This window comes from Amycolatopsis xylanica (assembly GCF_900107045.1).
Classification (GTDB): domain Bacteria; phylum Actinomycetota; class Actinomycetes; order Mycobacteriales; family Pseudonocardiaceae; genus Amycolatopsis; species Amycolatopsis xylanica.
This window is the reverse complement of the sequence record NZ_FNON01000001.1, coordinates 36,957-63,918: the sequence shown is the minus strand read 5'-3', so window position 1 is coordinate 63,918 and position 26,962 is coordinate 36,957. Positions and strand designations below refer to the sequence as shown.

Genomic DNA, 26,962 nt, shown 5'->3' with positions numbered 1-26,962 from the left:
TCATTTCGTCGTTCCGATCGCTCGTCGCCGCGCATTTCCGCCGAACGGAGGGTCGGCTTACGCTCATTGTCGCAGCGGTGGTCATTTCGTCGTTCCTCGCCGGCCTCGTCGGGGTGCTGAGCGTCGGCAACCGAGCGGACCGGCTCGACGAGATCGGCGCCGAGCACGCCGCGGTCACCACCGCCGCACTCGAGGTCTACCGCGCGCTGGCCGCCGCCGACGCGACCTCGCTCAACGTGATGCTGGTCAGCGGGGACGAGGAACCGCTCCAGCAGCAAGCCTTCCGTGACGACATCGCCGCCGCGACGGCCGCGCTCGGGTTCGCCACGCGCACCGCGCCGACCGGGGTGACCGCGCAGAAACTGGCCGAGCTGACGGACTCGATCCCGGTCTACGTCGGCCTGGTCGAAGCGGGCTGGGTCTACGCCAAGCAGGCACGCCCGCTCGGCACCTCCTACCTCACCGAGGCGACCGCGTTCGTGCGCGGCACCATGCTGACCGCGGCCACCGCCGTCCGCGACGCCGAAACGAAGGCGATCACCGCGGCGCAGGACGAGGTCGACGACTTCCCCTGGGCCGCCACGCTCGCGGGCCTGCTCGCGGTCGCGGTGCTGGTGTACTGCCAGCGTTATGTCGCCAGGCGCACGCGGCGCCGCTTCAACATCGGCATGGCGGCGGCCACCGTGCTCACGGTCGCCGCCTTCGGCTGGCTCGCCGTCGCGTCGCTGGTCGCCGCCTCGCACAGCGCGGACGCGCTCGACGAGACCCGGCAGGTGATCTCGCCGGTCGCCGACGCACGCGCGCAGGGCCGCAGCGCCGACGGCGACGAGGCACGCAGCCTGATCTTCCCGCAGCTGGGCGACCACGAGCGGCTGAGCAAGGCACTCGACGACATCGGCGAGCTGGTGCGCGAAGCCCAGGATTCCCCGGCGGGCCACGGCCAGTACGCGACGCTGTCCGACGCGCGGAAGTCGCTCACCGGCTGGCGTGACGCGCACACCTCGTTCGCGGGCAAGGGTGCCGTCACCTATGGCGAAGCCGCCGCGGCCATCACGAAACCGGCCGCCAACGAGAAGCAGACCTTCGCCGCGGGCCTCGACGACGCGCTCGGCAAGGTGGCCGCGACCGCGACCGAGGACGTCCGAATGTCCATCAAGGACTCCAGGTCGGCGCTGGCCGGGGTCGCGGGCGCGCTCGTCGTGCTGATGGTGCTCGCCGCCGCGGCCACCTTCGCCGGTCTCTGGCCCCGGATCTCGGAGTACCGATGAGACGACTCGCCCTCGCGCTCGCCTTGCTCGCCGCGGGCTGCTCGGTGCCCGCCGAACCCACGCTGCCCCACGGCCCGGCGCCGCGTCCGGTGCCCGAAGGCGTCGCGTTCTCCCCCACCGCGCCGCCGGCACCGCAGACGACGTGCACCGGCGTGCCCCAGAGCCTCAACCCGAACCGGCTGCCCAGAGGCGCGGGTGGCTTGCCGTCCGGCCCTGTCTTCGACACCATCCGCGGCAGGGGCCAGCTGGTGGTCGGCGTCAGCCAGACGCTGCAGCAGCTCAGCTCGCGCGATCTCCGCACCGGCGAGATGGACGGGCTGGAGATCAAGCTGACCGAGCGGATCGCCGACGCCCTCTTCGGGACGATCGCCCCCGAAGAGCGGCCCAAGAAGATCCGCTACGTCGCCGTGCCGACCGGCAGCCGCTTCGAATCCCTTGACACCAAGGAGAACCGCGCCCAGGCGGACAGCGCCAAGCGCAATGCCGTCAAGGTCGACATGGTCATCGCCGACGCCACCATGACCTGTCAGCGCGTGCAGACCTACGGCCTGCTCTACTCGTCGCCGTATCTGGTCGCCAAGCAGGGAATCCTGGTCCGCGGCACGGTCGAAAAGAAGCCGACGGACCTGACCGCGTTCGCCGGCCGCAAGGTCTGCGCCGCGGAGAACACGGTCAACATCACCAGGATCCTCCAGTCGGCGGCGACGCCGGTGTCCGTGCCGGACAGCGCCGACTGCATGGTCATGCTGCAGCGCGGGCAGGTCGACGCGGTCGTCACCGACGACGTGATCCTGGCCGGTTTCGCCGCGCAGGACGGGAACTCGACCGTGCTGCCCGATTCGACCGCCGGTGACGACCCCGCCGGTGTCGCCATCAGCAACGAGGCGCCGGACCTGGTCCGCCTGGTCAACGCCGTGCTGGAGCAGATGCGCGCTGACGGCAGCCTCGCGAACCTGTACAAGACGTATTTCGACGGGCTCGGCAAGACCGTGCCCTCGCCCGACTATCGCACCGAATGAGGGAGAGCACGTGCGCGCACGCATCGAGGTGGGTGGTGACGATTTCGCGTCACTGCGGGAATGGCTGGCCGGCGAGCCGGGGCTGCGCGGGCTGATCACCCCCGGGAACGCCCCGATCCGGCCCGGCGAGATGGGCGGGGTCACCGACGTGCTGGTCGCGACGCTCGGCGACGGCGGCGCGGTCGCCGCACTCGCCGCCGCGCTCGGCACCTGGCTCGGCACGCGCCGGTCCAAGGTGCGGCTGAAGGTCACGAACGCGCGAGGCGAGAGCGTCGAGCTCGACATCCACTCCAAGGACGCCGAGAAAGTGGTCCGCGCGCTGCTCGAGAACCCAGACGAGAAGGCGGGATGACCGCCCGCCTGCCGGATCCGGCGCGGTCACGCGCGGTGCTGGTGGGCGTGGGTGATTACCTTGCCTTACCCCAGCTCCCCGCCGTCGCGGGCAACCTCCGCGATCTCCGCGCGATCCTCACCTCGCCGGAGGGCACCGGCCTGCCCGGTGCGCACTGCGCGGTGCTGGCCGACCCCGCCGACGAGTCCGAGGTCGGCGAGGCGCTCGCCAAGGCCGCGGCCGAAGCCGAGGACGTGCTGCTCGTCTACTACGCGGGCCACGGCCTGATTTCGGGGCCTGGCAACGACTTGTACCTCGCGACCAGCCGCACCAAGGAGCACACGGTGAGCACGTCGGCGCTGCCGTGCGCCGAGCTGCGCGAGTCGATCCGCACGAGCCGGGCACGGGCCCGCGTGCTCGTGATCGACTGCTGCTTCAGCGGCCGCGCGATCGGCCAGACCATGGCTGGCGGCGGCGAGGTGGTGTTCGCCGAGGTCGACGTCGAAGGCGCGTACATCCTGACGTCGACGGCGCCGACCCAGACCGCGCTGGCCCCGGCGGGCGCGGAGCACACGCTCTTCACCGGCGCCCTGCTGACCGCGCTGCGCGAGGGCGTGCCGGGCGCGGGCCCGCTGCTGACCATCGGGGTGCTGACGAACTGGCTGCGCGCCGAGATGACCCGGCTGTCCGGGCCGTCCCCGCGCAATCGCGACGACGGCAACGTTTCCGGCCTCGCGCTCGCGCCCAACCACGCGCCGCGGGTGCACGCCGTGCGCGCGCTGCGCGACCGCGTCGGACGGCGCCTGACCGAGCTGGCCGCCGTCGAAGCCGACGTGGAGAGCACGCGCGCGACCGTGCGGAGCAAGATCGCCAACGCCAGTCTTCCCGGCCTGCCTCCGCTGCCGGAACTCGGCGAAGTCGACGCACTCCTCCGAACCGGACGCTGGGCTCAAGCGACGGCCGAACTCTCCACAGTGGACAAGGCCGTCTCAGCCCACGAAGCGAGACTGGAGCACGAACGCGCCCGTGCGACCGGGCTGATCGACCGGCGCGACGAGCTGCGCGGCAAGCTCGACGGCTACACGGCGATGGCCGCCCGCCTCGGTTTCGCCGAAGACGAGGATCTGTCCACTTTGCACGAAACGGCCTGGGACCTGTTGTGGAGCAGGCCGTGCGACCTGGGCGCGGCCACCGTCGCGACCACCGCGTACGTGGCCGCCGTCCAGGCCAGGCGAGGGGAAGAGCGATGACGGCCTGTGTGCGCCCCGGTTGCGACGGCGAGTACCTGAGTGACGATTCCTGCGACACCTGCGGTTTCGACAAACCCAGCGCGCCAGTCGCGCAAGAGCTGCCCGCTGTGTCGTCACGCCGCAGCACGACGGGCGCCAAGGCACGGCATCGCGGCAGTCTCATCGAGCAGGTCGAGCTGCCGCCGTTCACCCCGCGCGACCCGGCGACCGCCGTGCTCGCCGACCCGGAAGTGCCTTACCGGCGCCGGGTCTGCCACCTGTGCCGCCAGCCCGTCGGCCAGCCCCGAGGAGAGAAACCCGGGCTGACCGAGGGTTTCTGCCCGCGCGACCGGACGCCGTTCTCCTTCCGGCCGTCGCTGGACCCCGGTCAGCATGTCGACAAGTACGAGATCCTCGGCTGCCTCGCGTATGGCGGCTACGGCTGGATTTACCTGGCCAGGGACCGGAATCTGGGCGACGGCAGGGCCGAGCGCTGGGTCGTACTCAAAGGACTGATCGACACCGGCGACCCGGACGCCGTGGCCGCGGCGGTCGCCGAGCAGCGGTACCTGGTCGAGGTCGACCACCCGAACATCGTCAAGATCCACGACTTCGTCCGGCACACCGATCCGCACACCGGCGCCACCGCGGGCTACATCGTGATGGAGTACCTCGGCGGCCGGACGCTGCGGGATGTGCTGCAGCGGCACCAAGTCGACGGTGAGCCCGCGCCGCTGCCCGTGCGCGTGGTGCTCAAGTACGCCGACGAGATCCTCGGCGCGCTCGGCTACCTGCACCGGCGCGGGCTGCGGTTCTGCGATCTCAAGCCGGACAACGTGATGCAGGTCGACCAGCGCGCCAAGCTGATCGACCTCGGCGCGATGCTGCACGAGGACGACAAGGGCGCGGTGTTCGGCACCGAGGGCTACCAGGCACCGGAGATCGACGACCCGCGCGACCCGCGCCGTCCGTGCCCGGACACCGATCTCTACACGCTCGGCCGGACGATGGCCGTGCTCGGGTTCCCGTTCGCCGGGTTCACCGAGCAGTACAAGCACAGCATTCCCCCGCTCGGCCAGATTCACTGGCTGGAACGCCAGGAATCCTTTCACCGCTTGCTGATCCGGGCCGCGCATCCCGAGCCCGCGCGGCGGTTCACGGCCGCCGAAGACTTCCGCGACCAGGTCGCCGGCGTGCTCGCGGAAGTACTCGCCAAGGAGAACGACGAGCCGGGCATCGTGGTGTCGACGCTGTTCACCCGCGAGGCGCGGGCGTTCGGCACCGGCGACGCGGTGAGCTGGCAGGACGTGCCGTCCTGCCTGCCCAGCCCCCTGGTGGATCCGGACGACGCCGAGGCGGCGTTCCTGATGACACTCGGCGGCGTCGACCGGCACCAGCTGGTCGAAACGCTCGTGGACGCCAGGGATCGCAGCCCGGAAGTGCTGCTGCGGCTGGCGGGCGCCCGTATCGCGGTCGGCGAGCTGGAGGAGGCGAAGGCCGACCTGGCCGACTTCGGCAAGGCCATGCCGGGTGACTGGCGGACCGAGTGGTACCTCGGCGTGGCCGCCTTCGCGGGCGACGCTCCCGAGGAGGCCAAGACGCGGTTCGACGCCGTCTACTCGGCGCTACCCGGCGAACTCGCGCCGAAGCTCGCCCTGGCGGCCGCCCATGAGTGGCTGGAAGAGCACACGCGCGCCGAAGAGCTGTACTCCCGCGTCTGGCACACCGACGATTCGTATGTCAGCGCGGCTTTCGGGCTGGCACGCATGCTGGCTCTGCGAAGCAAGACCAGCGAAGCCGTCTCCGCACTGGACGCGGTGCCCGAACATTCCACGCATCATCTGTCCGCCCGGATCGGGGCCATCCGGCTGTTGATCGGCGACAACCGTCACACGGACGCGGTGACCCGGTTGCGCGAGGCGAAACTGGACGACCGTCGCCACACCGAACTCGAGATCGAGGTGCTCAACGCCCGGCTCGTCACCCAGGAGGCCGACGACGACCTGCGCCGCGAGCTGGAACAGGCCTATCGCAAGCTGGCCAAGCTCACCACCGACCGCGACACCCGCTCGCGGCTAGTCGACCGGGCCAATGAGGTCCGCCCGAAAACGCTGGTGTGACCGATGAACCACTGCCCCCATTGCGCTGCGCCCGCCCAGCCAGGCTGGCAGTTCTGCGAGGAATGCGGCAAACACCTCGGCGAGCCGGTCGCCGCCGAACCGACCATGCGCTTCTCGCCTGACGACAAGGGTCTGCTCGACCTCGGACGCGTCGCGGGTGTCACCGATGTCGGCCTCAACCGCCCGCGCAACGAGGACGCCGTCGCGATCGGCACCCAGGGGCCCGCGCTCGCCGCGGTGATCTGCGACGGCGTCGCCACCTCGTCGCGCTCGGAAACGGCCGCCGCGCTGGGTGTCTCCGAAGGCCTGCGCGCGCTGCTCGACGCCTGCGCGAAAGGTGAGCCGCCGGGCAGCGCGACCGCCACCGGGCTCATCGCCGCGGCGGCCGCCGTCGCCGGGCTGGGCACGCCGGGTGAGCGCAATCCTCCTTGCTGCACTTACGTTTCCGCGCTCTTCCACGAAGGCTCGGTAGTGATCGGCTGGGTCGGTGACAGCCCGGCCTACTGGATCGGCCCGGCGGGCACCCATCGGCTGACGGTCGACGACTCGGCGGCGGGCAGGCTCACCGCCGAGGGCGTCCCACCCGACGATCCCCGCTTCGCCATGCCCATGGCACACGCGCTGGACCGCTGGCTCGGCGCCGACGCCGGCCCGGTGACGCCGAAGGTGCACCGCTTCGTCCCCGACTCCCCCGGCCTGGTCGTGATCTGCAGCGACGGGCTTTCGCAATACCTCGACGCCAAGCTGGTCGCGCCGGTCGATCACGGGAGCATGCCGGCCACGGCCGTGCGGCTCCTGCTCGGCCGCGCACTCGGCGCGGGCGGCGGGGACAACATCAGCGTGGCCGCGCTCGCCTGTCCCGTTCCCGAGGAGGACGCCTGACATGCCGCTGGATTTCCAGATCCAGGTCGACCAGAACGAGTACCTGCCCGCCGACGGCAGGCTGATGGACGCGGTCATCTCGGTGACCGCGTCCGGCGAGGGGCTCACGGTGCCCGCCGCCGACCTCACGGTCGCGCAGGTGATCATGATCGACTGCTCCGGCTCGATGGAGGGCGCCAAGCTCGTCGAGGCCAAGCGCGCGGTCAAGGTCGCGGTCAACGAGCTGCGCAACGGCGTGAAGTTCGCGATCGTCGCGGGCAGCAACAACGCGCGCCTGGTCTACCCGGTCGACGGCAAGCTGGCCGTGGCCTCCGGGCAGACCCGCCAGGTGGCCGCCAAGGCCGTCGGCAGGCTCCGGGTCGAAGGCGGCACCGCGATCGGCTCGTGGCTGGAAGCGGCCTCGCGCCTGCTCTCGGGCAGTGACGCCAAGATCAAGCACGGGCTCCTGCTGACCGACGGCCAGAACGTGCTCGAGTCCGACCGAGAGTTCGCCCAGACCCTGCGCGCGTGCGAGGGCGAATTCGTCTGCGACAGCCGGGGCGTCGGCACCGGCTGGTCGGCCGACACCCTCGATCAGGTCGCGACCGCACTGCTCGGCTCCGCGAAAGGCCTGCTCGACCCGAGCGAACTGGCCGCCGACTTCCGCGAGATCAACGAAACCCTGATGGGCCGCGCCACGGCCGACGTCGGCCTGCGCCTCTGGACGCCCGCGCACGCGCGCGTCCGATTCCTCAAGCAGGTCTTCCCGCGTATCAGCGACCTGACCGGACGCGGTGTCGAGATCAGTCCCCGGATTCAGGAGTACCCGACCGGCCATTGGGGTGCCGAGACCCGCGACTACCACCTCTCGGTCGAGGTCGAGCCGGGCGCCGTCGGCGAGGGCATGGTCGCCGCGCGAGTCCGTCTCGTTGCCGGAGCCCAAGAGTCCGAGGAACATCGCGTCCGTGCAAAGTGGACAGAGGACCTGCGGCTGTCGACCAGGATCAGCCCGCAGGTCGCCCATTTCACCGGCCAAGCGGACATCGCGGAACTGGTCGAAGACGGCCTCACCGCGAAAGCCGCAGGCGACAACACCCGTGCGACAGCAAAACTTCAGAAGGCCCGCGAGATAGCGGTCGAAACGGGCAACACCCACGTCGTCAAGCGTCTCGACGACATCAACGGCGGCAAGAACATCAAGGCCGACATGGCACACGCACTCGGCGAGATGCTCAAACTCGACACCAAGCGCACCCACCGCAAGGAGGCGACCGGCGATGCCGATCTGCCCTAAAGGCCACCAGTCGGACGACCCGGTCGACTGCGACATCTGCGGCGGCTCGATGACCGGCGGCACCCCGGCCCCGCCCGCCGTCGCCGAGCCAGAGTGGGACTGCCCGAACGGCCACCCCGGCCAGATCGGCCGCTTCTGCGAGGTCGACGGCTACGACTCGCATCTCCCGGCGGACGCCCCCGACCAGGTCCGCGCGGCGGCACCGCGCCGCTGGGTCGCGACCGTGGGCGCCGACCGCGAGTTCTACGACCTGACCTGCGCCGATGACGACTCGCTCGTCTTCCCCACGCGGCTGGTCCCGCGCCGGTTCACCCTGCGCGGCGAGGCTCTGCTGATCGGCCGCAAGGACCCGGAGCTGGGCATCCACCCGGAGATCGACCTGACCGGGCCGCCGGAGGACCGGGCGGTGGGGCGCGAGCACGCGGCCTTGGTCGCGCAGGACGACGGGACCTGGGCCGTGGTCGACCGCGGCTCCGCCAACGGCACCCACGTCAACGACCGCGTACGCCCCATCCCGCCCAAGAAGCCCGTCCCGCTGCGTTCCGGCGACCAGGTCTTCGTCGGCGCCTGGACCGTCATCACGATCAACGCCGAATAGGGTCGTGCGCGTTGCGGGCGGTTAGAACCGCCCGCAACGCGCACGACCCCAGGCGTGCAGGTCAGGGGTAATACGATTTCACGCACACCGGCGGAGTAGCCCGGTAGTAACCGGAGCCGCCGCCACCGTCCCTCCAGAAGACCGCGCACCAGAGGTCACCGAACGAGCTGTCCTGGTATCCGGCCCAGTCATGCCTGCGGTCTTTCCATTCCCCGTCCAGGCTGTTGCTGATGGTACCGTGCGGGCCGAAGAGCTCCCAGTGGCCAATTCCCGTCCTGCCGAAGGAATTGACGTTCATTCTGATGACGTCGTTGGCGCCCCCGCTCCCCCGGAAGGTCACGCACACCTTGTGGGAAAAGGCAACCGAGGGATAGGTGGCATCCTGACAACGCTCGTTGTCCTCCGCTGTGGAGGCGGAGGCGGGGCCGGAGGCGATTCCGGCCAGGACGGTTCCCGCGGCCAGGGCCATCGCGGCGGCCATGCGGTATTTCATGCTCTTGTACTTCCTTTCGGAGAGGGTGTACGGAGTTTCTGGACGGATGCGTGCCGGGCTCAGGTGATGACCGGGCTGCAGGCCATGTCCATGTAGCCGCCCCCTTCGAAGAGAACGGCGCACACGCGCGATGCGTCGCGGGGCATCAGGACCGTGACCTCGAATTCGGCCCACTCGCTGCGCCGATTGCCGCCCCACGAGCGTTCCCTTTTGAACATCTCCCTGTTCTGGGCGTCCAGGACCCGGACTTCGACGCGCGGGTTGCCCACACCCCAGACGGGGGATTCGAAGCTCCCCCTGATGGTGTTGAGGTACTTGGGCGTCTGGGCGTTCCAATTGACGCACACCACACCCGTACTGTTCTGAATGGTGGTGCAGCCCGAATTCGCCGCGGCGGCGGCGGGCGTGGCGGACACCAGGGTGGCCAGAGCGGCCCCCGCTCCAGCCAGGGCAAGACCGCGCCGGGTCAGCCGGTTCCGCCACGTCTTCCGATTCTGCTTTTCCTGCAAGGACATGCTGCACCCTTCGAGATTCCGGCCAAGAGAAAGACCGTCGGTGAATATGAATTACCCCGGTGGGTATGCCACCGGAAGAAAAAGTTCTTGAATCGGCTCAGTATTGCAGCACCGCTCGACTATGCGACGTACGCTATCAGGTATATGTCCAACCTAGCGACAGTTTCAACCTGGGCTGAAACCTGTCAATGCGAGCTCCGATTATCGAGTGCCGATTCAGCTATTCACGACCCCAGGGTGCCCAGGTCGATGGCCTCGTTCGCCAGCGTGAAGCCGTCGCGCGGAACGCCCTTGGGTGACGTCAGCCAGGCGCCCCGAGCGCGGGGTTTCGCCTTCGTGTCCCCGCTCAGCAGCAGCGACACATAGCACCCGTAGTCGATGGCGAACCCGTCGTACAAGGTCCCCGGGTGCTTGCTGTCGGACAGCCCCCGCTTCAGCACGTGCAGCAGCCGGGCGTCGTAGAGCTCCTCGATCATCGTGTGCCGCGCGCCCCCGATCTGGTCGAGCAGGAACGTCCGCGACCGGCGCTTCCCCACCACCTCGTCCACGAGCTTGCGCAGCAGCCGGTGCGCGGGCTCGTTCCCGCTGATCGCCGTCTGCTTGTCACGCAGGTACCAGTCGCGCGCCGCCAACCGCACCTCGCGCACGCTGATCGGCTCGTCGTGCGCGTGCTGGGCGGCCAGCGCGGCGATGTTGATCGCGTCCCTCGGCACGCCCTCCGCGGCACGGACCAGCTCCGAGAACGCGATGCCGCGAAACGTCTCCGCCACATAGCATTCGGGGTCCGGCGGCGGATCGGGGATCATCGTGGTCAGCCGTGAACCGGCGTGGTTGTGGAACAGCTGCGCGAAGAACTCCTGCGCCCGCGTCCGCGAGCTGTCGAAGATCATGATGTCGTCGAGGCTGACGGCGGACGCCGCGTCCGCGCCGACCTCGATCCCGATGTGGTCCCCGCTGGGCGACGGCGCGCGGAACCGGGAACGCCGCTCGATCGCCGCGATCTTCACCGTGATCCCGGGCGTCGGGAGCACGCTCCGGCGCAGCAGGTCCGCGAGCAGCGGCTGCAGGTCGAGCGGGATGCTGCTCCACTCGTCCAGCAGCAGCCACAGCCTGCTCTGCCCCAGCGAACGCGTGATCCCGCGCAGCGCCCGGCTCAGCGGGCCGAACACGACGTGGTGCTCCTCGGTCCCGGTGCGGCGGAGCCTGCTCTCCTGCGTCGCGGTGCGTTTGGCCCCGAGCGACATCTTCACGGCGGACGGGCCGACCTCGACACCGTGCGAGAACTCGCCGCCCGCACCCAGCCTGGTCTCGTGCTCCACCTGGCCGACCACGCGGACCGCCGTGGCCGAGTCCGCCAGCGCGTCGAGCGAGTGCAGCAGGCCTTCGCCGTCGGCGATCTCGGTTTCGACGGCGGCCGCGAGCAGCTCCTCGTGGATGGCTTCGAGGGTGTCGACCAGCAGATGCGTGCCGCGGATGGCCGCGTCGATCGTGCTGTCGGCATAGAGACCGCCCGCGGTCCCGATGGTGCGCAGGTCGAGGTAGACCGCCACATCGCCGGTGCGGTCGACGAGGTCGGCCAGATACAGCAGCGCATGGGTCTTTCCCGCGCCGCGGCGGCCGTAGAGGATCTGATGGTCGGTCGAATGCAGCATCGCCGCGAACGACCCGGCGGCCACGAAAGTGTTGGTCAGCGTGGCCCGATCGGTGCTTTCCGCGCGCCGTGGAATGCGCATGAGCGCCTGGTTCAGATGTTGCTGCCTGCGGACCAGTCCCATTCAGTCAAGCCTGCCGCCTCCGATGGGCGGCAGGCATCCGCCATTAGGTTCCCTTTACTGCATTCCCCACGGCTTGGACGGCCCATTCGGCGTAACCGGGCCGACGGAAATGTCAGGTCGGTCGCCTTTCCGGTGCACGATCGCCTCCTCGCCCCGGCCCAGCTCGATCTGGATGTCCCCATTCGCGAGCGCGCGCCAGCGTTTCGGGCGGCCCCAGTGGTCGCGCACCACGAGCTCGCCGGAGATACCCGGCCGCAGCACACAGGGCGCACCGGCCTCACTCCGCACTTTGACCCATTTCGTCTCGCCGGCCACGCGCGACGCACTGAGGAGAAAAGCACCCTGAGTGCGGAAATCCCGCAGCGAGATATCGCGCCAGCTCGCCGGAATGGCCGGGAACAGCCGCACCACGCCGCCCCAGCTTTGGCACAGCATGTCGTGCACCGACTGCGAGGCCGAAAGCGGCGTTTCGATGACCGGGCCGGACTCCTTGTACATGGTGTTCGGCTGGATGAACCGGCGCATCAGCTCGCCGAGATAGAAGTCCGCCTTGTCGCCGCGCAACATCTGCGCGGAAATCGACGCGGCGCCGGTAAAGGTGTAGCCCTGCAACGCGCCTTCGAAACCGACCCAATGATTGAGAGACTTTTCGATCAATTCGCGGAATTCCGGCCGTTCCCACGTGATCTCGTACAGCGGGTATACCTGCAGCAGGTGCGAGTAATGCCGATGCGACTTGGCGAACGGCACGTTCGCGCCGATCATGTAACCATTGGCGTCGACCGGATAGTCGACGAGGCTGGTCAACACTTCTTGCCAGCGCCCGGCCAGCGGGTCGTCGATCCGCAGTTCCCGCGCGCAGTCGAGCAGTGTGCGGCACCCCCAGCGGATCAGCGAGAGGTCGTAGTTGCAGTCGGCCGCGTTGACGCCGTACTCCGGCGAGAACGTCGGCGGCAAATGCAGCTTGCCGTCCGCGCCGGGCTTGAGGAAGTGCAGGTAGTAGTTGATCGCCCGGCGCAGCAACGGGAACAGCGTGTCCCGCAACAGTTTCCGGTCCATGGTGTGCCGATAGGACAGCCAGACGTTGTGCAGTGCCCAGGTCAGGTTGCCGACCTCCGGCGTCGGCGGGTCCTGGCCGGGGATGCCGACCGCGTACCCGGCCGTGCCGGTGCCGCCGCCGTTGAGCAGCGTCATGTCGGTGGTGCGCGGAATGCCGGCCGAGTCCGCGCGATACGGCTCGGCGACCTGGTCGACCACGTTGTGCCGGAACTTGTCCAGCGCGTAGCTCACCGCGTCCAGTTCGAGGTGGTTCGAGCCGTGGATGAGCCAGTATTCGAGCTGGACGTTGAGGTTCCACCACGTCGCGGGCCACGGCGTCGGTTCGAGCCACGGTCCGCAGGTCGCCATGACCGGCGCTTTCCTGCGCGCGGCGGAAGCGAACTTGTACAGCTGGATCCAGTAGAAACTCTGCAGCCGAGTGTCCGGAATGGACAGAAAGCTCCGACGATAGAAGTCATGCCACCACCGCCGGTGTCCCAGCGCGAACAAGGCGAGCGGCGAAACGCACCGCACCATCCTCAGTGCTTCACGCGCGGCGGTCTTCTCCGGATGCGACCACGCGACAGCGGTGTACAACGTCCGCCTGGTGCCGAAAGTCGTCTCACGCCACGCCGTGACGTGCTCGCCACCCGCCAGCAGGCTCTGCACACTCAGTGTGGCGTCACCACTCGTCTGCAGGACCGCCGGCGGGTTCGGGAGATATCCGGCGGGCGGCGGCTTGCCGAACTTCGGGTCGGTTCGCGGGCTCACCGCGTCGGCAGGATGGAAGACCCACTTGAAGTTCCGCTCGCCCTCGGTCGGCTGCACCTCGATCGCGAGCACCGAGTCTCCACTGTGGACGATCGCGCGCAACGCGAGACTGCCAGCCGCGGTGGTGATCGTGCCCTTCAGCTCGGCGTTCCACAGGTCCATCCGCCAGTCGATCGCGGTGATCGCGCCGACCGGCTCCAGCGTGAAGTACCCGATCGGCAGCCTGGCCAGCCCGAACAGCGACCCGAACTCCGGCCGGTGATCCTGCACCTGGCTGTGCTGCACGTTGAACCGGATCGCGTTCTTGCCCGGCTCGGCGTAGATGCCCGAGCCGAGGAACCCGTTGCCGAGATACGGCCCCTCGTACCAGGTGGTCGGCATCTTCGTCCACAGCATGTCCGCGGTGCCGAGGAACTCCGCCCAGTCGACACCGTCGTACGTGCTCTCGGCGGCCGACGCCGCCGACGTGCCCAGCGCGCTCGCGGCGAGCCCGGCCAGCGCGCCGCCGAGCACGGTCCTGCGATTGAGATCGACCATCGAAACTCCTAAGCGGGAAGCCCCCAGGCGGGCGCGGATTCGAGGGCCGCGACATCCCGCGGCTTGAGGTCCGGCCTGGCGCCGGGCCGGTTGACGACGACGGATTCGCCTGCCGCGAGCGGCACGGAGATGGTGTGCGACCCTTCGACGCGATAGGGCAGCTGACGGCCCCGTTCGTCGCGGACCTCGATGGCGCCGGTGATCCCGTGATCGAGCTTGAGCGGCGCACCGGCCTCGCTGCGCACGCGTACCCACTCGGTTTTCCCGTCGCGGCGCGACGCGTCGACCAGGAAGGCGCCTTCCGCGCGCAGCTGGGAAATCGACGCCTCCGCCCATTTCGCCGACACCGACGGGAACACCTTGAGCACACCGGCCGCGCCCTGCACCATCATGTCCACAAGGGACTGAGCGGCGGTGATCGGGCTTTCGATGGCGAAGTTCGAGCCCTCGCGGTACATCGTGTTCGGCGTGAGCTGCGTGTCGTGCACGATGTTGCGGTCGAGGAAGAACCGCAGGAACGCCAGCGCGTCCTCGGGCGCGTCCATGATCGAGCTCATCGACGACGCGGCCGCGAAGCTGTAGCCGTGCCAGTTCACCCGCTGGCTTTGCCAATGCGTGAACGTGCGGATCATGATGTCCCGGTCCTCGGGACGATCCCACAGCTTCTCGCGAAGCGGGTGCAGCCACAGCAGATGCGAGAAGTGCCGGTGTGACTCGGCGAGCGGGACACCGTCGCCGATCAGCACCCCGTCGGACTGGGTTTGGTGGTACGGAACGAGTTTCGCGAGGATCTCCCGCCAGGCCGGGATCAGCGGATCGTCGATCCGCAAGATGGCCGCGGACTCGATCAGCGTGCGCGCGGCCCACCGGATCAGCGAAAGGTCGTAGGTGCAGTCGGCCGCGTCCGCGTACTCGGGCGAGCGCGTCATCGGCAGATGCAGGTACCCGTCGCCGCCCATGGCGAGGAAGTGGCGGTAGAAGTTGAGCGCCTTGACGAGCGTCGGGTACAGGACGTCACGCAGGATGCGCTTGTCCATGGAATGCCGGTACGCGAGCCAGACGTTGTGCAAACCCCAGGTGAGGTTGCCGGTGTGGTCGTTCTTGGTGGTCGGCCCGGGAATCCCGACCGCCCGCGTGCCACCGGGCCGCAGCCGCCAGTCCCCGGGATGCGAGAGCGCGTACGTCTCGCCGTCGCGATACGCGGGCGGGACGGACTGCACCAGGTTCGCGTGATCGCGGCGGAAGGTCTCGGTGACCGCGTCGAGTTCGGCGTGGTTGGTGCTGTTGACCAGCGGATAGGTGACCTGGACGTTGAGGTTCCACCAGACGGCCGTCCAGCTGTTCCCGACCTCCGGGAACCACGGCCCCCATTCGGACACGACGGGCGCGTTGGCCCTGGTCGCGGCCGCGATCTTGTACAGCTGGATCCAGTAGAAGCGCTGGATCAGCTTGTCCGGCACCGAGATGAAGCTCCGCTGGTAGTACGCGTTCCACCACCGCCGATGATCGGCGACGAGCACCTCGGGCCGGGTCGCCAGCGTCTGCCGCACCTTCTGCACGGCCTCCCCGGTCGACGTCGCCTTCGGGAAGCTGTACGCCACGGTGGCCGCGAACAGCCGCCGCGTCCCGATTTTCGTTTCCTGCCAAGCGGTCGTGTATCCGCCACCGGCCAGCAACGGCTGCTCGGCGTACCGGGTCGCGCCGCTGGCACCCAGCGTGGGCTTCGGATTCGCGATGTACTCGGGCGGCTTGCGCACCGTCCGCGTGGTGGCCGACTCGAGCGGCTGGAACCCCCAGGCGGCGGCGGTCTCCCCCGCCGACGGCTCCAGCGCGACGACCAGCACCCCCGTGTCGTTGTGCACGTACGCGGAGAACGCGACGCTGCCCTGGGTGGTCGTGATCGTCCCGGCCAGCTCGGCGTTCCACAGGTCCAGCGCCCAGTCGACGGCCGTGATCGCGCCGGCCAGCGTGAGCGTCAGATACCCGATCGGCAGCCGCGACAGCCCGATCCCGGCTTCCCACTGAATCCGCTGGTCCTGGACCTGCGTGTGGCTGAGCATGAACTTGAGCGTCTGCGCCTGCGTGCTCTTGTAGACCTGCACCCCGAGAAACCCGTTCGCGAGAAACGGCCCGTCCTGCCACCCCGTCGGTAAGCGCTTCCACACCAGCCGCGCGTCCTCGACGACCTCGCGATGCCGGTTCGGCCTCGCGAAGGCGGGCGGAGCCCCCAAGCCCCACAGTCCCCCGAGCGCGGCGGCCCCCACGGCCACCGAAGCACCCCGCAGGACAGCCCTCCTGGAGAGTCCGTCACCCATTGACAACCTCCGGATTCATACTACGTTTCGCCCACGCAACGCCCCGGCGTCAAGCATGTTTCCAGACGCAGCCCCATCCTGACCACCCCCAAAAGCCCCAAACATCAGACCTCTCCCCTCCTCGGGCTTGGACCACACAAGGGCCACCCTTGGAACGCTCTACCTCTCAAGGGGCCCCCTCGGAACGTCGCAGTGCCTGGACCGGAGGGCGGGGGCGCAGGGAAGCCGCGAGATGCGCGGCCACGAGTTCGGCCGCCACGAGCACCGGCTCGGACCGCAACCGGGACGGCGTGGTCTGGACGAACGGAACCCCGGCCGCGGCGTAGCGGGCATTGCGCGCCAACGTTCTCGCGTAACCCTCGCGGTCGAAGTGGTAGTCGAAGGAGTCGATCTCCCACGCCAAGCCGACCTCGTCGAACCACCCATCCGGCCTGGCGATGTAGTTACCGTCGCGGTCGAGCAGGTCGAAGTTCCACAGCGGCTCGGCCAGCTTCGTCCGCCGCCACACGCTCATCGCGTCCATTTCGGCCACCGAACGCGCACCTTCGGCGACCTTGAGCAGCACCTTCCTGGTGAGTGCGGTCCCGCGGTTGCTCCCCCGTCCTAGTTCTTCGAGCAAGGCGTCAGGCCGCACCTTCGCCCGCTGCACGGCCTCGCTCACCAATGCCGCGATCGAGTCGTGCGTGCCAAGGCATCTGCAGGTGTCGAGAACGGCCCGCACCACAGGCGCGAGCGGAATGTCGTCCCGCCAGAGCGGATCCGGGAATCGTTTCGTCCGTTCGATCACGACGAAGTCCGAGTCCGCTCGAGTACGAGCGTGCGGAATGAGCAGCCGTACCGAGCGATCATCCGGCGGCAGGTTGCGCAGGCCATGACGACGGCACGCTTCGGCACCCGTCACGATGGCGTGCCCACGCGCGTACAGGAGCGCGGCCTGCACCAGCTGCCACCGTGTTGGCGGCCCTGACTGGAGTACCAGCACCCCTGGCAGCACCAGCCGCCACGGCTGCCCTGGCGCGCACCGGTCGTAGCAGGTCTTCCTCGGCACCCCGAGTTCCACGAGCCGTTCGATCGTGATCACGCCGCCACGGCTCTGGCTGGTCAGCGCTTCGGGATTGTCGGCCCACTCACCTTTTTTCGTCACCCCAAGATCGTCGGGCGATCACTGGGCTCACGACAGAGGTCTCGCCAATCTGTGGATAACCTGGGGTCACGAAAGATCACGAAGGGTCAATTGGCGATATTTTGCCGTTGCCTGTGGATAACCACTCAAAGTGACGAGGGTGGCCCTTGCAACGCTAGAGGTTCCAAGGGCGGCCCTTGTCACGTTGGAGCGCCTAAGGTGGGGTGCGTGGGTGAGCAAAGCGCGGCCAGGGTTTACGGCGGGCGGACGGCGGAGGATCGCCGCGCCGAGCGGCGTGAGCGGTTGCTGGGGGCGGGGCTGGAGCTCTTCGGGACCGAGGGGTACGCGGCCAGCTCGATCGAGAAGCTGTGCGCGGCCGCCGCGGTGTCGACGCGCAACTTCTACGAGGAGTTCGCGAGCCGGGAGGCGTTGCTCGTCGCGCTGCACACGCGGGTGCTGGAGCAGGCCGTGGCGGCGGTCGGGGCCGCGTTCACCGAGGCCGAGGACGCCGATCTCGCCACGCGGATCGAGATCGCGGTGCGCGCGTACATCACCACCACCGCCAAGGATCCGCGGTGGGCGAAGCTGTCCTATGTGGAGGTCATCGGGGTCAGCGAGGCGGTCGAACAGCACCGGATCACCTGGCGTGAGCGGTGGGTCGCCTTGCTTGAGGCCGAGGCCGCGCGTGCGGTCAGCCGGGGCGAGGCTCGGGACCGGAACTTCCATCTCGGGGCGGTCGCGCTGATCGGGGCGGTGAACGAGCTCGTCTTCCACTGGGCGACCGGCGGCTACCGGATCCCGCTCGACGACGTGATCGCCGAGCTGGTCAGGGTCGCGACGGCGATCGTCACCCCTTAGGGTTCCACCCGGTCTCCATCCGCGAATGGACGCGGGACGCCGCTGATGCTGGCAAGCTGAGCGGGTGTTCCTGCCGCTGATGTTCACCCGCCCGCGCGGGCACGCGTATGCCCGCAGCGTACTGGGCACGATCGCACTGGGCTGCCTGGTCATCGCGGGGTGGGTGCCGGGCACGGACACCCCGTGGCTTGCCGTCTACGTGCTCGCCTATCTCTGCCTGATCGCGACGATCATGCTCTCCTCGCAGACCGCGACCCCGCGCCTGCTGCTCGCCGCGGTGGCCGTCACCACGCTGGGCGGCGGCGCGATGGTCGTGGCGGGTTCGACGTTGTTCGGCGCGCTGCTGCTGTGCGAGATGATGTTCATCGCGGGCTTCAGCATGCCGCTGACCACGAGTTCGGTGTTCTTCACGCTGGCCGTCGCGGCGGCGGTCTCCGGCCAGACGACCTGGGGCGGAACTCTCACCCTGTGCGCGGTCCTGCTCAGTGTCTGGCTGTCCGGCGCGTCACGGCGGCAGTACCTCAAGCGCATGGAGCAGGCCGAGCTGCTCGTCGCCGAGACCCGGCATTCGGCGGCGCTGGCCGAACGCGCTCGCATCGCGCGCGAGATCCACGACATCCAGGCGCACTCGCTGTCCGCGCTCTCGCTGCAGCTTGAGGCGGCTGGCGCGATGCTGCAGAGCGAGACCCAGGACCTGACCAAGATCACCGCGTGCGTCGACCGCGCGAGCAAGCTCGCCAGGGAAGGCATCATCGAGACCAGCCGGGCCGTGCAGGCGTTGCGCGAGGACGCCGTCTCGCTGCCGGATCTGCTTCCGTCCCTTGTGGACGGTCAGGATGTCCGGCTCAGCATCAGCGGTGACCCGCGTGAACTGCCGCCCGCCGCCGGGCTGACGCTCTACCGCACCGTCCAAGAAGCACTGACCAACGCGCGCAAGCACGCGCCCGGCTCCCCCGTCACCGTCGAAGTCGGCTACAGCACCCAGGAAGTGACCGCCACCGTGACCAATCCCGCGTCCGCGCAAGCCGCGCCGCTCACCGGAACCGGGGCGGGCTACGGCCTGACCGGCATCCGCGAACGCGCTGAACTCGTCGGCGGCACCCTGGTCGCGGGGCCGCTCGGCGACGGCTGGCAGGTTTCAGTCAAGGTGCCGTCATGACCGAACCGGTACGCGTGGTCGTCGCCGACGACCAGTCCGCGGTCCGCGAAGGACTCGCGCTGCTCATCGAGGTGCTTCCCGGCATCACGGTCGTCGGGCAGGCCCCGGACGGCGACGTCGCGGCCGAGCTCGTCGCCTCGGAGAAGCCGGACGTGGTCCTGATGGACCTCGCGATGCCGCGCTGCGACGGCGTCACCGCCACCCGCCGCATCCGCGACGATCATCCCGAAACCCAGGTCGTGGTCCTCAGCACCTACGCCGACGAGGACTCGATCCTGCGCGCGCTCGACGCCGGCGCGCTCGGTTACCTCACGAAATCGGCCACCCGCGACGAAATCGGCCGCGCCATCCACGCGGCCGCGGCCGGCCAGGCCGTCCTCGACCCCGAGGTCCAGCGCCGCCTCGTCTCGGCCGCGCTGAAACTCCCCGCGCCGACCGAAGCCGAGGCCGACGAACTCACCGCCCGCGAACGCGACGTCCTCCGCCTGCTCGCCGCGGGCCAGACCAACCGCGAGATCGCCAAAGCGTTGTTCGTCAGCGAGGCGACCGTCAAAACGCACATCAACCGCATCTACACCAAAACCGGCAGCCGCGATCGCGCCCAGGCCATCCGCTACGCCTACACCAACGGCTACGCCACGGCCTGAAGCCCGGGATAAAGCGGGCTTTATCCCGGGCTGACATAAAGCCTGCTTTATCCCGGGCCTGGCAGGGCGGGCATGACGGGGCTGTCCAGCCAGCCGCGGAAGAAGTCGCGCAGCGAGCGGCCCGCGTAAAGCTCGGCCATGGCCACGAACTCCCGCGTGGTCACGGTCCCGTGCCGATGCTCGGCGGCCCAAGCCTTCACCAGCGCGAAGAACGCGTCGTCACCCAGCGCGTGCCGCAGCGCGTGCAACGTCAACGCCCCGCGCTTGTACACGCGCTCATCGAACATCCGCTCCACACCGGGATCCGCGATCTTCAGGTCGGCGGGCTTCGCCTTCATCCGCGTGTACCAGCTGCGCGCCAGCGTCTGCGCGGACGCACCGCCGGACTCCTCCGACCACAGCCACTCCGCGTACGTCGCGAAGCCCTCGTTGAGCCAGATGTGCCGCCAGTCCGCGACGGTCAGCGAGTTCCCGAACCACTGGTGCGCCAGCTCGTGGACCACCAGCCGCTCATGCGTGCGCTTGCCGTCGACGTGGTTCGCCCCGAAGATCGACATGCCCTGGGCCTCGATCGGGTCGTCCAGCTCGTCGTCGGTCACCACGATGACGTACTCGTCGAACGGATACGGCCCGAACATGGTCTCCAAGGACTCCATGATCTGACCCTGCCGCCCGAAGTCCCGCGCGAAGTCACGGTGCAGCCGCTGCGGCACCCCGGCACGCTGCAGCACCCGCGCGGGCGGGAACTCGAACTCGTCGTACCGGCCGATCTGGACGCTCATCAGGTACGTCGGCGTCGGCTCGTTCCGCTCGAACACCCACGTCGTCGTGCTGGCGCGGGTGTACTGCGACTTCAGGTTCCCGGTCACGAACACCGCGTACGGCGACGCCGTGGTCAGCGAGACCCGGTACGTCGCCTTGTCGGCCGGGTGGTCGTTGCACGGGAACCACGAGGGCGCGCCGATCGGCTGGCTCGCGACGAGCGAGCCGTCGGTCAGCTCGTCCCAGCCGATGTCGCCCCAGATGCCCGCGATGGGCTTGGGGTTGCCGACGTAGTGCACCTCGACGGTGAACTCGGCGCCGACCGGCAGCGACTTCTGCGGTTTGACGTTCAGCTTGTGCTGGTTACGGGTGAAGCGGGCAGGCTTGCCGCCGACGAGCACCCGGTTGATCCGGAACTCGCCGAAGTCGAGCGACAGCCGCGAAAGCGCCTGCGTGCTGACACACCGGATGGACGCCTTGCCGGACAACCGGTTCGGCCCGATCCGGTAGTCCAGCTCGAGGTCGTAATGCTGGACGCGATAGCCGCCGTTTCCGTGGCGGGGCAAATAGGAATCGCCGGAGGTGTCCGCACCTGGAGCGGGAGCGGCAGCCTTGAAGATCACCCGCGACGATCCGCCTTCCATGCCGAAATCGGGTTGCCCAGCCAGCGCGAGTCGGCGGGCACCGCGTCGCCGCGGGTCACCAGTGACCCCGGGCCGACGGTGGTGCGAGCACCGATGCTCGCCCCTGGCAGCACGATACCGTGCGGGCCCAGCGTGGCGCCCTCATCGAGAGCGACCGGAGACATACTCATGATCCGATCGTGAAAGAGGTGCGTTTGGACGACGCAGCCACGGTTGATCGTCGCGCCGTCGCCGAGGCTCACCAGGTCCGACTCGGGCAGCCAGTACGTCTCCAGCCAGACACCGCGGCCCACGCGAACGCCCATCGTCCGCAGCCAGGTGGTCAGGATCGGCGTGCCGCCGACCGACCCGATCAGCCACGGCACCGCGAGCGCCTCGACGAAGGTGTCGGCCAGCTCGTTGCGCCACACGAACGAACTCCACAGCGGATGCTCGATCGCGCGGAACTTGCCGACCAGCGTCCACTTCACCACGGTCGCGGTCAGCGCGGCGACGACACCGGCCGCCAGCATCAGCGGCCCGGCCAGCAGCGCGGCGACACCGAAGCCGAACGCCGAGCCCAGCGCGAGCACCGCGCCGATCACCAGCACGGTCAGCGCGACCCCGCACATGACCGGGATGATCCGGCACAGCTCGACCAGCGCGCGCATCGCCTTGAGGTGCAGAGCGGGCGTGAACGTCCGGCTCGTGTCGGCGTCACCGATCGAGCGGCGCACCGGCAGCGGCGGCATGCCGAGGTACGACGAGCCCTTCTTGGCCTTGCGCGGCGCCGAGGACAGCACGCCGACCAGCCCGCGCTTCGGCACCGAACGGCCGGGCGCGGCCATGCCGGAGTTGCCGAGGAACGCCTGCTTGCCGATGCGCGCCGGGGCGACGTGCAGCCAGCCGTGGCCGAGCTCGTAGGTGGCGACCATGGTGTCGTCCGCGAGGAACGCGCCACTGTCGACCTGGGTCATCTTCGGCACCGCGAGCACGGTCGACGCCTCGACGTTGCGGCCGACCTTCGCGCCGAGCATGCGCAGCCACACCGGGGTGAACAGGCTGGCGTACAACGGGAACAGGCCTTCGCGGGCCATCCCCATCAGCCGCTCGGTCGCCCAGACCTGCCACGCGATCCGGCCGTGGACGGGGTGATAGCCCTCGACCATGCCGATGCTCAGCGAGCGGACGCCGATCAGCACGAGCAGCGCGTACGTCACGAAGTACGCGATCGTCGCGACGGGCACGAACACCAGCGCCTGGCCGAGCGCGGCGCTCAGCGAGGAGGCGCCCACGATCGCGCTGCCGAGGATCGCGACGGCGGGCAACGCGGCCAGCGCGGGCAGGAAGCCGAGCACCAGCGAGGTCATGCCGTAGACCGAGGCCCAGAAGCGCGAGCGCGGCGGCCGCGAGGACGGCCACTTCAGGCCTTCCTTGCTGGCCCGCGCGGCGGGCGAACCCGCCCAGCGCTGCCCGGCGGGCACCGCGCCGCGCACGGTCGACCCGGCCGCGATCTCCGCGCCCTTGCCGATCCGCGCGCCGGGGAAGAGCGTGCTGCGCGCGCCGATGCGGGCGTCGGCGCCGATCCGGATCGCGCCGATGTGGACGATGTCGCCGTCCACCCAGTGCCCGGTCAGGTCGACCTCGGGCTCGATGGCCGCGCCGCGGCCGAGCTTCAGGAACCCGGTGACCGGCGGCGGCGAGTGCAGGTCGACGTCCTTGCCGATCCGCGCGCCCAGCGCCTTGGCGTAGGTGGTCATCCAGGACGCGCCCGCGATCGAGTCGGCGCCGCTGAACTCGGCCAGCTTCTCGGCCGTCCACAGGCGCAGGTGCACGCTGCCGCCACGCGGGTAGCTGCCGGGGCGGACCCCGCTCAGCAGCACGCGCGCGCCACCGGCCGAGATCGCGATGCGACCGGCCGGGCTGAACAACAGCACCCAGGCGAGCCCGATCCACGCCCAGTTCAGCGTGGGAGCCCAGCCGAAGCCGAGCAGCGACAGGATGTTCGACAGCGCCGCGGCGATGGTCACCCAGCGCAGGCCGACGAGACCCATCAGCGGCACCATGAGCAAGCTCTGGATGACGCCCGCGCGACGCGGGGTCGGCGCGATCTCGCGGCGCTCGGTCTCCTGACCGGTCAGCGCGTCCAGCATCGACGCGAGCGCGCCGAGCTTCGGGTTCTGGTAGATGTCGTTGACCGAGACCTGCGGGTGGCGGGTCCGGATCCGGGCGATCAGCTGCGCGGCCGTGAGGCTGCCGCCGCCGTTCGAGAAGAAGTCGGCCTTGGCGCTTTTCACCGACACACCAAGGATTTCCGCCCAGCCCTCGGCCAGCCAGGCCTCGGTGGCGGACAGCCCGGAGGACGCGGCGTCCACAGTGGACAGAGGCCACGGGAGCGCGTTGCGGTCGACCTTGCCCGAGGTGCGGGTCGGCAGGTCGTCGACGAGCGCGATCAGCGGCACCAGCGCGGCGGGCAGCTGGTCACGCAGGCGCGTCGCGGCGTCGTCGGAATCGAACTCGGCGCCTTCGGCAGGGACCACGTACCCGACGAGAACCTGGTTGCCCGCCTTGGTCTTGCGGATCGCGGCGGCCGCGCCCTGCACACCGGGCAGCGACTGCAGCGCGGCGTCGACCTCGCCCAGTTCGATGCGGCGGCCGCCGAGCTTGACCTGCTCGTCGAGGCGGCCGAGGAACAGCAGGCCCTCGGCTTCGGCGCGGACCATGTCACCACTGCGGTAGGCACGCTGCCAGCCGAGCGACGGCAGCGGCGCGAACTTCTCGGCGTCCTTCTCGGGGTCGAGGTAGCGCGCGAGGCCGACACCGCCGATGACCAGCTCACCGGTCTCCCCCATGCCGACGAGCTGGCCGTCTTCGTTGACGACCGCCAGCTGCCAGCCGGACAGCGGCAGGCCGATGCGGACGGGGCCTTCGCCGGTCATCTGCGCGGCGCAGGCGACGACGGTGGCCTCGGTGGGACCGTAGGTGTTCCAGACCTCGCGGCCTTCGACGGCGAGGCGCTCGGCCAGCTCCGGCGGGCAGGCCTCGCCACCGAAGATGAGCAGGCGGACGTCCTCGAGCGCGTCGGCGGGCCACAGCGCGGCCAGCGTCGGCACGGTCGACACGACGGTGATCCGCTGCGCGACCAGCCACGGGCCGAGGTCGACGCCGGTGCGCACCAGCGAACGCGGCGCGGGCACAAGGCAGCCACCGTAGCGCCAGGCGAGCCACATCTCTTCGCACGAGGCGTCGAAGGCGACCGACAGGCCGGCGAGCACGCGGTCACCGGGGCCGATGGGCTCCTCGGTGAGGAAGAGCTGGGCTTCGGCGTCGACGAAGGCGGCGGCCGAGGCGTGCGTGACCGCGACACCCTTGGGCTTGCCGGTCGAGCCGGAGGTGAAGATGATCCAGGCGTCGTCGGACGGGCCGGGCGTGCCTGCGCGGCCACCGGGGGTGCCGTGGACGGTGATCGTGCGGCCGTCGGTGGCGACCGCGGCGACCTTGGCCTCGCCGAACACCAGCTCGGCGCGCTCTTCGGGGTCGTCGGCGTCGACCGGGACGTACGCGGCGCCGACGGTCAGCGTGGCGAGGATGGCGATGTACAGCTCGGCCGTGCCGGAGGAGATCCGGATGCCGACGCGGTCGCCGACGCCGACACCGGCCTCACGCAGGAGACGGGCGTAGGAGTCGATCTCTTCGGCGAGACGGCGGTAGGTCAGGACGGTCGTGCCGTCGTCGATGGCGCCCGCGGTGGGGTGCTTCGCGGTCGTTTCGGCGAGGATGTCGAGCAGGGTGCGCTCGCTGGCGCCGAGTCCGGACCAGAAGAGCGCGCGGTCGGCGACCGGCGTCGTGGAGGGCGCGACGGTCAGCTCGGCAGTGCAGGTGAAGAGGGAACTTTCAGCCGTCAGGGTCATCAGCAGGACACCCCGGGCAGCACAAATCTGTGGGCGCGCAAGCCCATCACTCACCTTCCAGACGAGCGTATTCGGGCTCGCACTCCGAATGAGGCGCCCGCTAACAGACCGTTGACTTTACCAAAGGTGAACGGCAGATATCCCCACGGTCACTTTTGAGTGTCGGGAATCACCAGGTCAAGGCCCTGACACGCCGAAATGGCCACAATCCGGGAGAGATTCCCAGAATGTGGCCATCACGGACCGCTACTTCTTCTTGGCGACCTTCGTCGGCTTGGAACCGGTGCGCGGTTTCTTCTCACGGACGCGGACGTTGATCCGCACCGGCGAGCCCTCGAAACCGAACCGCTCACGGAACTTGCGCTCGATGAACCGGCGGTACCCGGCCTCGAGGAAGCCGGTGGTGAACAGCACCAGCGTCGGCGGCCGGATACCAGCCTGGGTCGCGAACAGCACCTTCGGCTGCTTGCCGCCGCGCACCGGCGGCGGAGTGGCCGCGATGAGGTCGGACAGCCAGGCGTTGAGCAGGCCGGTGGGCACGCGCTGGTCCCACGAGGCGAGCGCGGTGCGCAGCGCCGGGGCGAGCTTGCGCACCGAACGCCCGGTCAGCGCCGAGATGTTGACCTTGTCGGCCCACGGCACGCGGACCAGGCCGCGCTCGAGCTCACGCACCATCTGGTGGCGGCGGTCCTCGTCGACCAGGTCCCACTTGTTGAACGCCAGCACGCACGCGCGCCCGGCCTCGACGACCATGGTCAGCACGCGCAGGTCCTGCTCGGACAGCGGCTCGCTGGAGTCCAGCAGCACGATCGCCACCTCGGCCGCGTCGATCGCGGTCTTGGTGCGCAGCGAGGCGTAGTACTCGGCGCCGTTGGCCGAGTTGACCCGCTTGCGCAGGCCCGCCGTGTCGACGAACCGCCAGGTCTGGCCGTCCAGCTCGACCAGCGAGTCGACCGGGTCGACCGTGGTGCCCGCGACCGAGTCGACGACCGAGCGCTGCTCGCCGGTGAGCTTGTTGAGCAGGCTCGACTTGCCGACGTTCGGCTTGCCGACCAGCGCGACACGGCGCGGGCCGGCGACGGCGCGGTCGCCGTCACGGGGCGCATCGGGCAGCGCCTTGATGATCGCGTCGAGCAGGTCGCCGGAGTTGCGGCCGTGCAGCGCGCTGACCGGGTACGGCTCGCCGAGGCCGAGTGACCACAGCGAGGCGGTGTCGGCGAGCAGGCGCTCGTCGTCGACCTTGTTGGCGGCCAGCAGTACCGGGGTCTTCGAGCGGCGCAGCACGCGCGCGACGGCCTCGTCGGTGGTGGTCGCGCCGACCGAGGCGTCGACGACCAGCAGCACGGCGTCGGCGGTGGACATCGCCATCTCCGCCTGCGCGGTGATGGAGGCCTGGAGGCCGGAGGCGCCGGGCTCCCAGCCGCCGGTGTCGACCAGCGTGAAGCGGCGGCCGCCCCAGAACGCGTCGTACGCGATCCGGTCACGGGTCACGCCGGGAACGTCCTGCACGACCGCCTCGCGGCGGCCGAGAATGCGGTTGACCAGTGTCGACTTGCCCACGTTCGGCCTGCCGACGACGGCGAGCACCGGCTGCGAGAGCTGGGCCTCTTCGGCCGCCTCGCCCGCTTCGATCGCCGCGTCGAGCGACGCGAATTCGGACTCGTCTGACCAGGAGCCGTCTACTTCACCGGCTCCATCGAACTCTTCCATGTGAA

The 26,962-nt window shown here is 69.6% G+C and carries 20 protein-coding genes; 11 read left to right on the top strand and 9 right to left on the bottom strand.

The window, feature by feature from the left end; genetic code table 11:
* Positions 1-77: 77 nt before the first annotated feature.
* From BLV57_RS00280 to BLV57_RS00250, 8 genes are read left to right on the top strand one after another with little or no spacing between them, the layout of a single operon-like run.
* Positions 78-1,268 (top strand): hypothetical protein, encoded by a 1,191-nt coding sequence (locus BLV57_RS00280; protein ID WP_143046933.1) that lies wholly within the window; start codon positions 78-80, stop codon positions 1,266-1,268.
* Positions 1,265-2,287 carry a transporter substrate-binding domain-containing protein gene (locus BLV57_RS00275; protein ID WP_091285057.1) on the top strand — a complete coding sequence of 341 codons (1,023 nt, stop codon included), beginning with the start codon at positions 1,265-1,267 and terminating at the stop codon, positions 2,285-2,287. Before BLV57_RS00280 ends, BLV57_RS00275 begins: the two co-directional genes overlap by 4 nt.
* Before the next feature lie 10 nt (positions 2,288-2,297).
* Entirely contained in the window at positions 2,298-2,639 is a 342-nt protein-coding gene (locus BLV57_RS43135; RefSeq protein ID WP_176968446.1) for an effector-associated constant component EACC1, read from the top strand.
* Positions 2,636-3,868, top strand: a complete 1,233-nt coding sequence (locus BLV57_RS00270; RefSeq protein ID WP_176968445.1) for a caspase family protein — start codon at positions 2,636-2,638, stop codon at positions 3,866-3,868. Before BLV57_RS43135 ends, BLV57_RS00270 begins: the two co-directional genes overlap by 4 nt.
* A complete protein-coding gene (locus BLV57_RS00265; protein WP_091285051.1) occupies positions 3,865-5,967 on the top strand; it encodes a serine/threonine-protein kinase in 2,103 nt (700 codons plus the stop codon). The genes BLV57_RS00270 and BLV57_RS00265 overlap by 4 nt, the downstream gene beginning before the upstream one ends.
* A 3-nt stretch (positions 5,968-5,970) precedes the next feature.
* Entirely contained in the window at positions 5,971-6,849 is an 879-nt protein-coding gene (locus tag BLV57_RS00260) for a protein phosphatase 2C domain-containing protein (RefSeq protein WP_091285050.1), read from the top strand.
* Position 6,850: 1 nt separating this feature from the next.
* On the top strand, positions 6,851-8,122 hold the full coding sequence (locus BLV57_RS00255; protein WP_091285048.1) for a vWA domain-containing protein: 1,272 nt from the start codon (positions 6,851-6,853) through the stop codon (positions 8,120-8,122).
* Positions 8,106-8,720: an FHA domain-containing protein gene (locus BLV57_RS00250; RefSeq protein WP_091285046.1), complete on the top strand. Its 615-nt coding sequence runs from the start codon at positions 8,106-8,108 to the stop codon at positions 8,718-8,720. The genes BLV57_RS00255 and BLV57_RS00250 overlap by 17 nt, the downstream gene beginning before the upstream one ends.
* A 61-nt stretch (positions 8,721-8,781) precedes the next feature.
* Here BLV57_RS00250 and BLV57_RS00245 read toward each other — a convergent pair whose 3' ends face one another.
* From BLV57_RS00245 to BLV57_RS00220, 6 genes are all read right to left on the bottom strand, one after another.
* Positions 8,782-9,213: a hypothetical protein gene (locus BLV57_RS00245; RefSeq protein ID WP_091285044.1), complete on the bottom strand. Its 432-nt coding sequence runs from the start codon at positions 9,211-9,213 to the stop codon at positions 8,782-8,784.
* A 59-nt stretch (positions 9,214-9,272) separates the two neighbouring features.
* Positions 9,273-9,728 (bottom strand): hypothetical protein, encoded by a 456-nt coding sequence (locus BLV57_RS00240; protein WP_091285041.1) that lies wholly within the window; start codon positions 9,726-9,728, stop codon positions 9,273-9,275.
* A gap of 224 nt (positions 9,729-9,952) precedes the next feature.
* Positions 9,953-11,503 (bottom strand): P-loop NTPase family protein, encoded by a 1,551-nt coding sequence (locus BLV57_RS00235; RefSeq protein ID WP_091285040.1) that lies wholly within the window; start codon positions 11,501-11,503, stop codon positions 9,953-9,955.
* Positions 11,504-11,557: 54 nt separating this feature from the next.
* Positions 11,558-13,849 carry a glycosyl hydrolase family 95 catalytic domain-containing protein gene (locus BLV57_RS00230; protein ID WP_091285037.1) on the bottom strand — a complete coding sequence of 764 codons (2,292 nt, stop codon included), beginning with the start codon at positions 13,847-13,849 and terminating at the stop codon, positions 11,558-11,560.
* An 8-nt stretch (positions 13,850-13,857) separates the two neighbouring features.
* Entirely contained in the window at positions 13,858-16,164 is a 2,307-nt protein-coding gene (locus BLV57_RS00225) for a glycosyl hydrolase family 95 catalytic domain-containing protein (RefSeq protein WP_091285036.1), read from the bottom strand.
* Positions 16,165-16,330: 166 nt separating this feature from the next.
* Complete coding sequence (locus BLV57_RS00220; RefSeq protein WP_091285033.1) at positions 16,331-17,308, bottom strand: hypothetical protein; 978 nt, start codon at positions 17,306-17,308, stop codon at positions 16,331-16,333.
* Between the two features lie 207 nt (positions 17,309-17,515).
* Here BLV57_RS00220 and BLV57_RS00215 point away from each other — a divergent pair, with 207 nt between their 5' ends.
* The 3 genes from BLV57_RS00215 to BLV57_RS00205 all read left to right on the top strand — a co-directional run bounded on the left by BLV57_RS00215 (position 17,516) and on the right by BLV57_RS00205 (position 19,951).
* Positions 17,516-18,145 (top strand): TetR/AcrR family transcriptional regulator, encoded by a 630-nt coding sequence (locus BLV57_RS00215; protein WP_091285032.1) that lies wholly within the window; start codon positions 17,516-17,518, stop codon positions 18,143-18,145.
* A 64-nt stretch (positions 18,146-18,209) separates the two neighbouring features.
* Positions 18,210-19,304, top strand: coding sequence for a sensor histidine kinase (locus BLV57_RS00210; RefSeq protein WP_091285027.1), 1,095 nt, complete (start codon positions 18,210-18,212; stop codon positions 19,302-19,304).
* On the top strand, positions 19,301-19,951 hold the full coding sequence (locus BLV57_RS00205) for a response regulator transcription factor (protein ID WP_091285025.1): 651 nt from the start codon (positions 19,301-19,303) through the stop codon (positions 19,949-19,951). The genes BLV57_RS00210 and BLV57_RS00205 overlap by 4 nt, the downstream gene beginning before the upstream one ends.
* 47 nt (positions 19,952-19,998) lie before the next feature.
* On the opposite strand, the gene BLV57_RS00200 is transcribed toward BLV57_RS00205, so the two are convergent.
* The 3 genes from BLV57_RS00200 to der all read right to left on the bottom strand — a co-directional run bounded on the left by BLV57_RS00200 (position 19,999) and on the right by der (position 26,957).
* Positions 19,999-21,336, bottom strand: a complete 1,338-nt coding sequence (locus BLV57_RS00200; protein WP_091287778.1) for a M1 family metallopeptidase — start codon at positions 21,334-21,336, stop codon at positions 19,999-20,001.
* Positions 21,333-25,247: a Pls/PosA family non-ribosomal peptide synthetase gene (locus BLV57_RS00195; RefSeq protein WP_091285022.1), complete on the bottom strand. Its 3,915-nt coding sequence runs from the start codon at positions 25,245-25,247 to the stop codon at positions 21,333-21,335. Before BLV57_RS00195 ends, BLV57_RS00200 begins: the two co-directional genes overlap by 4 nt.
* Before the next feature lie 246 nt (positions 25,248-25,493).
* The gene (gene der / locus BLV57_RS00190) at positions 25,494-26,957 is read right to left on the bottom strand and encodes a ribosome biogenesis GTPase Der (protein WP_091285019.1); all 1,464 of its coding nucleotides are present in this window, start codon (positions 26,955-26,957) and stop codon (positions 25,494-25,496) included.
* Positions 26,958-26,962 lie beyond the last annotated feature (5 nt).

Bases quoted from the DNA above. Each gene is read 5' to 3' on its own strand.
- BLV57_RS00275 (WP_091285057.1), top strand. From the start codon at position 1,265: ATGAGACGACTCGCCCTCGCGCTCGCCTTGCTCGCCGCGGGCTGCTCG.
- BLV57_RS00270 (WP_176968445.1), top strand. From the start codon at position 2,636: ATGACCGCCCGCCTGCCGGATCCGGCGCGGTCACGCGCGGTGCTGGTG.
- BLV57_RS00265 (WP_091285051.1), top strand. From the start codon at position 3,865: ATGACGGCCTGTGTGCGCCCCGGTTGCGACGGCGAGTACCTGAGTGAC.
- BLV57_RS00260 (WP_091285050.1), top strand. From the start codon at position 5,971: ATGAACCACTGCCCCCATTGCGCTGCGCCCGCCCAGCCAGGCTGGCAG.
- BLV57_RS00255 (WP_091285048.1), top strand. From the start codon at position 6,851: ATGCCGCTGGATTTCCAGATCCAGGTCGACCAGAACGAGTACCTGCCC.
- BLV57_RS00250 (WP_091285046.1), top strand. From the start codon at position 8,106: ATGCCGATCTGCCCTAAAGGCCACCAGTCGGACGACCCGGTCGACTGC.
- BLV57_RS00245 (WP_091285044.1), bottom strand. From the start codon at position 9,213: ATGAAATACCGCATGGCCGCCGCGATGGCCCTGGCCGCGGGAACCGTC.
- BLV57_RS00240 (WP_091285041.1), bottom strand. From the start codon at position 9,728: ATGTCCTTGCAGGAAAAGCAGAATCGGAAGACGTGGCGGAACCGGCTG.
- BLV57_RS00235 (WP_091285040.1), bottom strand. From the start codon at position 11,503: ATGGGACTGGTCCGCAGGCAGCAACATCTGAACCAGGCGCTCATGCGC.
- BLV57_RS00230 (WP_091285037.1), bottom strand. From the start codon at position 13,849: ATGGTCGATCTCAATCGCAGGACCGTGCTCGGCGGCGCGCTGGCCGGG.
- BLV57_RS00225 (WP_091285036.1), bottom strand. From the start codon at position 16,164: ATGGGTGACGGACTCTCCAGGAGGGCTGTCCTGCGGGGTGCTTCGGTG.
- BLV57_RS00205 (WP_091285025.1), top strand. From the start codon at position 19,301: ATGACCGAACCGGTACGCGTGGTCGTCGCCGACGACCAGTCCGCGGTC.
- BLV57_RS00195 (WP_091285022.1), bottom strand. From the start codon at position 25,247: ATGACCCTGACGGCTGAAAGTTCCCTCTTCACCTGCACTGCCGAGCTG.
- der (WP_091285019.1), bottom strand. From the start codon at position 26,957: ATGGAAGAGTTCGATGGAGCCGGTGAAGTAGACGGCTCCTGGTCAGAC.